This window comes from Streptomyces sp. NPDC002690 (assembly GCF_053592415.1).
The window spans coordinates 1-6,916 of sequence record NZ_JBSFVR010000392.1; the positions used below are offsets into that span (position 1 = coordinate 1).

At 73.1% G+C, this 6,916-nt stretch carries 6 protein-coding genes and 1 pseudogene; 5 read left to right on the forward strand and 2 right to left on the reverse strand.

The window, feature by feature from the left end:
• Positions 1 to 95: pseudogene (locus tag ACWD3D_RS31385) on the forward strand (chlorite dismutase family protein); the annotation flags it as partial.
• 245 nt (positions 96 to 340) lie between these two features.
• On the forward strand, positions 341 to 910 hold the full coding sequence (locus ACWD3D_RS31390) for a TetR/AcrR family transcriptional regulator (RefSeq protein WP_451464134.1): 570 nt from the start codon (positions 341 to 343) through the stop codon (positions 908 to 910).
• Positions 911 to 982: 72 nt separating this feature from the next.
• Here the strand turns inward: ACWD3D_RS31390 and ACWD3D_RS31395 are convergent, their stop codons facing one another.
• Positions 983 to 1,948, reverse strand: coding sequence for a DeoR/GlpR family DNA-binding transcription regulator (locus tag ACWD3D_RS31395; RefSeq protein ID WP_451464135.1), 966 nt, complete (start codon positions 1,946 to 1,948; stop codon positions 983 to 985).
• A 262-nt stretch (positions 1,949 to 2,210) separates the two neighbouring features.
• A complete protein-coding gene (locus tag ACWD3D_RS31400; RefSeq protein ID WP_451464136.1) occupies positions 2,211 to 3,650 on the reverse strand; it encodes an NAD(P)H-quinone dehydrogenase in 1,440 nt (479 codons plus the stop codon).
• Between the two features lie 274 nt (positions 3,651 to 3,924).
• Here ACWD3D_RS31400 and ACWD3D_RS31405 point away from each other — a divergent pair, with 274 nt between their 5' ends.
• The 3 genes from ACWD3D_RS31405 to ACWD3D_RS31415 form a co-directional block, all read left to right on the forward strand.
• Positions 3,925 to 4,362, forward strand: coding sequence for a gamma-glutamylcyclotransferase (locus ACWD3D_RS31405; RefSeq protein WP_266708414.1), 438 nt, complete (start codon positions 3,925 to 3,927; stop codon positions 4,360 to 4,362).
• A 159-nt stretch (positions 4,363 to 4,521) separates the two neighbouring features.
• A complete protein-coding gene (locus ACWD3D_RS31410; RefSeq protein WP_451464137.1) occupies positions 4,522 to 5,346 on the forward strand; it encodes a purine-nucleoside phosphorylase in 825 nt (274 codons plus the stop codon).
• Between the two features lie 206 nt (positions 5,347 to 5,552).
• A partial coding sequence (locus ACWD3D_RS31415) for a phospho-sugar mutase (RefSeq protein ID WP_451464138.1) occupies positions 5,553 to 6,916 on the forward strand: 1,364 nt, incomplete at its 3' end.

Sequence of the window (6,916 nt, forward strand, 5' to 3'; positions counted from 1 at the left end):
CCGACGTCCGCGCCAACACGGTGGCGTCGTTCTCGCTCGGCGACTACGAGTGGCTGCTGGCCTTCGAGGCCGACGAGCTCTACCGCATCGTCGACGGACCGGGCGGGGCCTGTCCGCGTGGCAGCCGCGGGGGCGGCCGCCGGACACCCGTGGAAACGGCCGCGAGGGGCGGTCCGGGGACATGTGCGGCGGAGCACGGTGGCATCCTGGAGCCGAGGAGACCCGGGAGGACGACCCCACCATGGCCAGCGCGACGCCGCCCCGTACGACCCCGACCACGGCCGGACCGCGTCCGGACCGGCCGGGCGACTCCGCCTCGGCGCCCGCATCCGGGCGGCCGATGCGGGCGGACGCCCGCCGCAACCACGACCGGCTGGTCGGCGAGGCCCGTACCCTCTTCGCCGAACAGGGCACCGACGCCTCGCTGGAGGATCTCGCGCGGCGCGCGGAGGTCGGGATCGGCACGCTCTACCGGCACTTCCCCACCCGGCACGCGCTGATGAACGCGGTCTTCCAGGACGCGCTGGCGGACCTGATCGCCCACTCCCACGCCCTGGCCCAGGCCGAACAGCCGTGCCGGGCGCTGGTGGAGTGGCTCGGCGCCATCGTCCGGCACGCGGGCGAGTACCGGGGGCTGGCGCAGGCGCTGCTGTCGGCCGCACGGGACGACACCTCGGCCCTGGCACCCTGTCATGTACCGCTGCGCGAGGCGGGGGCCCGGCTGCTGACGCGGGCACAGCAGAGCGGGGCGGTACGTGCGGACGTGTCGATCGGCGATCTGATGGGCCTGACGAACGCCATCGCCCTGGCGGCGGAGCAGAACCCCGAGGACCCCGAGCTGGCCGACCGGCTGCTCCTGCTGACGCTGCGGGGCTTCAAGGCCAGCGCGGACACGGCACCGGAGTCCTGAGTCCGGCCACCACCCGGTCCCGGCCTCCGTGGGGTGGAGCCCGGCCGTGCGGGCCCCGGTGGGCCCGTTCCCTCAGCGGCGGCGCAGGTCCGCGACCCTGCCGCGCTCGGGCCCGGCGTCGGCCAGCACCGCCGCGCCCCGCAGCTGTGCCCCGAGGCCGCCGTTCTGCGTACGGCGCTGACCCGGCAGCGGCATCTCGCGCCGCTGTCTGCCGTTCGGCGGGGCACTCTCGATGCCGGTGGAGCCCGAGTCGGCGTCGCCGCCGGCGAGGGTGATCTCGACGCCCTGGTCGGCCAGGGCCTGGATCTCGGCGGCGGCCCGCTCGTCGTGCGGCGGGGGTTCGTCCGTGACCAGCCGGGTGACCAGCTCCGTCGGCACCGTCTGGAACATGGTGTCGGCGCCCAGCTTGGTGTGGTCGGCGAGGACGACCACCTCGGCGGCGGCCTGCACCAGGGCCCGGTCGACGCTGGCCGAGAGCATGTTGGAGGTGGAGAGCCCGCGTTCGGCGGTCAGGCCGCTCCCCGAGAGGAAGGCCCGGGAGACCCGCAGCCCCTGGAGGGACTGCTCGGCACCGCTGCCGACCAAGGCGTAGTTGCTCCCGCGCAGGGTGCCCCCGGTCATCACGACCTCCACGCGGTTGGCGTGGGCCAAGGCCTGGGCGACCAGCAGGGAGTTGGTGACGACGGTCAGGCCGGGCACCCGCGCGAGCCGACGGGCCAGCTCCTGCGTGGTCGTACCGGCCCCGACGACGATGGCTTCGCCCTCACCGACCAGGCCGGCCGCCACATCGGCGATGGCCGTCTTCTCCGCGGACGAGAGATGGGATTTCTGCGGAAAGCCGGACTCCCGCGTAAAACCGCCCGGCAAAACCGCACCGCCGTGCCGGCGGTCGAGGAGTCCTTCTGCCTCCAGTGCCCGCACGTCCCGCCGTACGGTCACTTCGGAGGTCTGGACGACGCGGGCGAGCTCACGGAGCGAGACCGCCCCGTTGGCACGCACCATTTCGAGGATCAATTGACGACGTTCTGCAGCGAACACAGAACTGACAGTAACCTGGCCCGCGCGCGTTTTCAGCGCATTGGGCCGAATTGCAGAAGTTGGCAACGAAGTGGGTCACCAAGTGATATACGCGAAACCGATGTTGTCAGACTTGCCCGCGTAGTCGCCGCCAGTTGCCGTCAGATTGACTGGAACGTGCACACAACCGGTCGGGGAGCGGTCAGACACGGTCTGCCCGTCTACTCAACAGGCCCCGCCACGACGGCAGTTGCCGACGCGCGGGGCCGATCGCGCGGGGTGACTAACCCTCGCCGTCGAGCTTCCGGGTGTGCAGCTGGCGCGCCACCTCGGCGATCGAACCCGACAGGGACGGGTACACGGTGAACGCGTTCGCGATCTGTTCCACCGTCAAGTTGTTGTCGACCGCGACCGAAATCGGATGAATCAGCTCGCTGGCGCGCGGCGCGACGACACAGCCGCCGACCACGATGCCGGTGCCGGGGCGGCAGAAGATCTTGACGAAGCCGTCGCGGATGCCGAGCATCTTGGCGCGCGGGTTGCGCAGCAGCGGGAGCTTGACGACCCGGGCCTCGATCTTGCCCGCGTCCACGTCGGCCTGGGTGTAGCCGACGGTGGCGATCTCCGGGTCGGTGAAGACGTTGGAGGAGACGGTCTTCAGGTTCAGCGGGGCCACCGCGTCGCCGAGGAAGTGGTACATCGCGATCCGGCCCTGCATCGCGGCGACCGAGGCCAGCGCGAAGACGCCCGTGACGTCACCGGCGGCGTAGACACCGGGGGCACTGGTGCGGGAGACCTTGTCGGTCTTGATGTGGCCGGACTCCTTGAGGTGGACGCCCGCCTCCTCCAGGCCCATGCCCTCGGTGTTCGGGATCGCGCCGACCGCCATCAGGCAGTGCGTGCCGGAGATGACGCGGCCGTCCGCGAGGGTGACCTCGACCCGGTCGCCGACGCGCTTGGCGGCCTGGGCACGGGAGCGGGCCATGACGTTCATGCCGCGGCGGCGGAACACGTCCTCCAGCACGGCGGCGGCGTCGGGGTCCTCGCCCGGCAGCACCCGGTCGCGGGAGGAGACGAGGGTGACCCGGGAGCCGAGCGCCTGGTAGGCGCCGGCGAACTCGGCGCCGGTGACACCGGAGCCGACCACGATGAGCTCCTCGGGAAGCTCGTCGAGGTCGTAGACCTGGGTCCAGTTGAGGATGCGCTCGCCGTCGGGCTGCGCGTCCGGGATCTCGCGGGGGTGGCCGCCGGTGGCGATCAGCACCGCGTCGGCGGTGAGGCGCTGCTCGCTGCCGTCCGCGGCGGTCACCACGACCTGGCGGGAGCCGTCGGCGGCCTGGAGGCCTTCCAGCCGGCCGCGCCCGCGCATCACCCGGGCGCCGGCCCGGGTGACGGAGGCGGTGATGTCGTGGGACTGGGCGAGCGCGAGGCGCTTGACGCGGCGGTTGACCTTGCCGAGGTCGACCCCGACCACGCGGGCGGCCTGCTCCAGGGCCGGGGTGTCGTCGGCGACGATGATGCCCAGCTCCTCGTAGGAGGAGTCGAAGGTCGTCATGACCTCGGCGGTGGCGATCAGGGTCTTGGAGGGGACGCAGTCGGTGAGCACGGACGCTCCGCCGAGACCGTCGCAGTCGACGACGGTGACCTCCGCCCCGAGCTGGGTGCCGACCAGTGCCGCCTCGTAGCCGCCGGGGCCGCCGCCGATGATCACGATCCTGGTCACGAAATGTCCGCCTCGCGTGGTGTCATCCCGCGGCCGTCTGCCGTCCCGGCCGGGGTCCGGGGGATCGCCCCGGGGGAATGCAGTACGTACTCCATTGTCCCGCACCCGCCAAAGTGCTTCGCCCCGGGGCCCTCCATCCGGGCGCCGGAGCCGTCCTCGCAGCTCGGGCGGGGTGGCGCGGACACCGGCCCGCCGTCCGCGGCCGTTCCCTCTCCCGAGCTGTTCCTGCCCGGAGTTCGGCACGTCGCTCCGCATCTCCCGTACCCTCGGACTCATGTCGCTCTACGCCGCGTACGCCGGCAACCTCGACGCGCGGCTGATGACGCGCCGCGCACCGCATTCCCCGCTGCGCGGTACGGGCTGGCTCAACGGCTGGCGGCTGACCTTCGGCGGGGAGCAGATGGGCTGGGAAGGCGCGCTGGCGACGGTCGTCGAAGCGCCGCGCTCCCAGGTTTTCGTCGCGCTGTACGACGTGGCGCCGATGGACGAGGACTCCATGGACCGCTGGGAGGGTGTCGGTCTCGACATCTACCGGCGGATGCGGGTGCGCGTGCACACCCTGGACGGCGAGGAGCCGGCCTGGATGTACGTGCTCAACGGCTACGAGGGCGGTCTGCCCTCCGCCCGCTATCTCGGCGAGGTGGCCGACGCGGCGGAGTCCGCCGGGGCCCCGCACGACTACGTCATGGAACTGCGCAAGCGCCCCTGCTGACCCTGCGGGCACACGGCCCCCGGTGACCCCGCGCACCCCACTCGCCCCTTCCGCACCCGGCCCTTCCGCCCGCCTCGTCGTACGAAAACACGAAAGGACCGGACAGACTGTGTGCCGGTCCATCTACGCGCGTAGGGATTCAGCGGTTACCCTCGTCCGGTGAACGCATCTGTTATTCCGGACAACATCCAGGACGACCCGCACGCGGTGGCCGCCGAGGCCGCTGCCAGGCTGCGGGAGCTGACCGGCGCCGAGACCCACGACGTGGTCCTCGTGATGGGGTCCGGGTGGGGGCCCGCGGGCGATGCGCTCGGTACCCCGGACGCCGAGTTCCCGGTGACGCACCTGCCCGGATTCCCGCCCCCGGCGGTCGAAGGGCACGGCGGCACGGTCCGCTCGTACCGCATCGGCGAGAAGCGCGTGCTGGTCTTCCTCGGCCGCACCCACTTCTACGAGGGACGCGGCGTCGCCGCCGTCGCCCACGGCGTCCGTACGGCCGTGGCCGCGGGCTGCCGGACCGTCGTGCTGACCAACGGCTGCGGCGGTCTGCGCGAGGGCATGCGCCCCGGCCGGCCGGTACTGATCTCCGACCACATCAACCTCACCGCCACCTCCCCGATCATCGGCGCCAACTTCGTCGACCTGACCGACCTGTACTCCCCCCGGCTGCGGGCGCTCTGCCAGGAGATCGACCCCTCCCTGGAGGAGGGCGTCTACGTGCAGTTCCCCGGCCCGCACTACGAGACCCCGGCCGAGATCGGCATGGTCCGCGCGATGGGCGGCGACCTGGTGGGCATGTCCACCGTGCTGGAGGCCATCGCCGCGCGCGAGGCCGGCGCGGAGGTGCTCGGCATCTCGCTGGTGACCAACCTCGCCGCCGGTCTGTCCGGCGAGCCGCTCAACCACGAAGAGGTCCTTCAGGCGGGCCGGGACTCGGCCGCGCGCATGGGCGACCTGCTGGCCCGCGTACTCGACCGCATCTGACCGGCCGGAGCGGCGCCGGCCGGGCCCTCGCGGTCCGGGACGCCGCCGCTCCGGTACCGGTGCCCCGACCCGCCGGTCCGGTACCGGTGCCCCGACCCGCCGGTCCGGTACCGGTGCCACGACCCGCGTCGGCAGGCGGCGTCCGGATCGGCCGGTGGCCGCCGCACCGCCGGGCACCCTCCGTCATCCCCGAAAGGTGGACCCCCGTGCACGACGACGACCTCCTCGAACGGGCCAGGGCCTGGCAGGCCGAGGACCCGGACCCCGAGACCCGGGACGAGCTGGCGCGGCTGATCGGCTCCGACTCCCCCGAAGCCCGCGCCGAGCTCGCCGCGCGCTTCGCGGGCACCCTCCAGTTCGGCACCGCCGGTCTGCGCGGGGAGCTGGGCGCCGGTCCGATGCGGATGAACCGTGCCGTCGTGATCCGGGCCGCCGCGGGCCTCGCCGCGTACCTCAAGGGCCAGGGCCATACGGACGGGCTCGTCGTCGTCGGCTACGACGCCCGTTACCGCTCGGCCGACTTCGCCCGGGACACCGCCGCCGTGATGACCGGCGCCGGACTCCGTGCCGCCGTCCTGCCGCGCCCGCTGCCCACCCCCGTGCTGGCCTACGCCATACGGCATCTGGGAGCCGTGGCGGGTGTCGAGGTCACCGCGAGCCACAACCCGCCGCGCGACAACGGCTACAAGGTCTACCTCGGCGACGGCTCGCAGATCGTGCCCCCGGCCGACGCGGAGATCGCCGCCGCCATCGCGGCGGTCGGCCCGCTCGAAGGGGTGGACCGCCCCGAGAACGGCTGGCGGGTCCTCGGCGACGAGATCCTGGACGCCTATCTGGCCCGTACCGACGCCGTCCTCTCCGCGGGCTCCCCGCGCACCGCACGGACCGTCTACACGGCGCTGCACGGCGTCGGCACCTCCGTGCTGACCGCGGCGTTCGAGCGGGCCGGGTTCCCCGCGCCGGTGCTCGTCGCCGAACAGGCCGAGCCGGACCCGGCGTTCCCCACCGTCGCGTTCCCGAACCCGGAGGAGCCGGGCGCGATGGACCTCTCCTTCGCCACCGCGCGCCGGGAGAACCCCGACCTGATCATCGCCAACGACCCGGACGCGGACCGCTGCGCCGTCGCCGTCCCGGACCCGGCGGCCGGGGGCGGCTGGCGGATGCTGCGCGGCGACGAGGTCGGCGCGCTGCTCGCCGCGCATCTCGTGGACCGGGGCGCCGAGGGCGTGCTCGCGGCCTCGATCGTCTCCTCCTCGCTGCTCGGCCGGATCGCCGACCGGGCCGGTCTCGGGTACCGGGAGACACTGACCGGCTTCAAGTGGATCGCCCGCGTGGACGGACTGCGCTACGGCTACGAGGAGGCGCTCGGCTACTGCGTCGACCCGGACGGCGTACGGGACAAGGACGGCATCACGGCCGCGCTGGTCGTCGCCGAGCTGGCTTCGGTGCTCAAGGAGCGCGGTCGCACCCTGCTCGACCTTCAGGTACGCGGGCGGCGCGCTGTCCACCTGGATGGTCCGCTTCTCCGAGGCGGACTGTCCGATGAGGGACTCGCCGGGCCTGAAGGAGG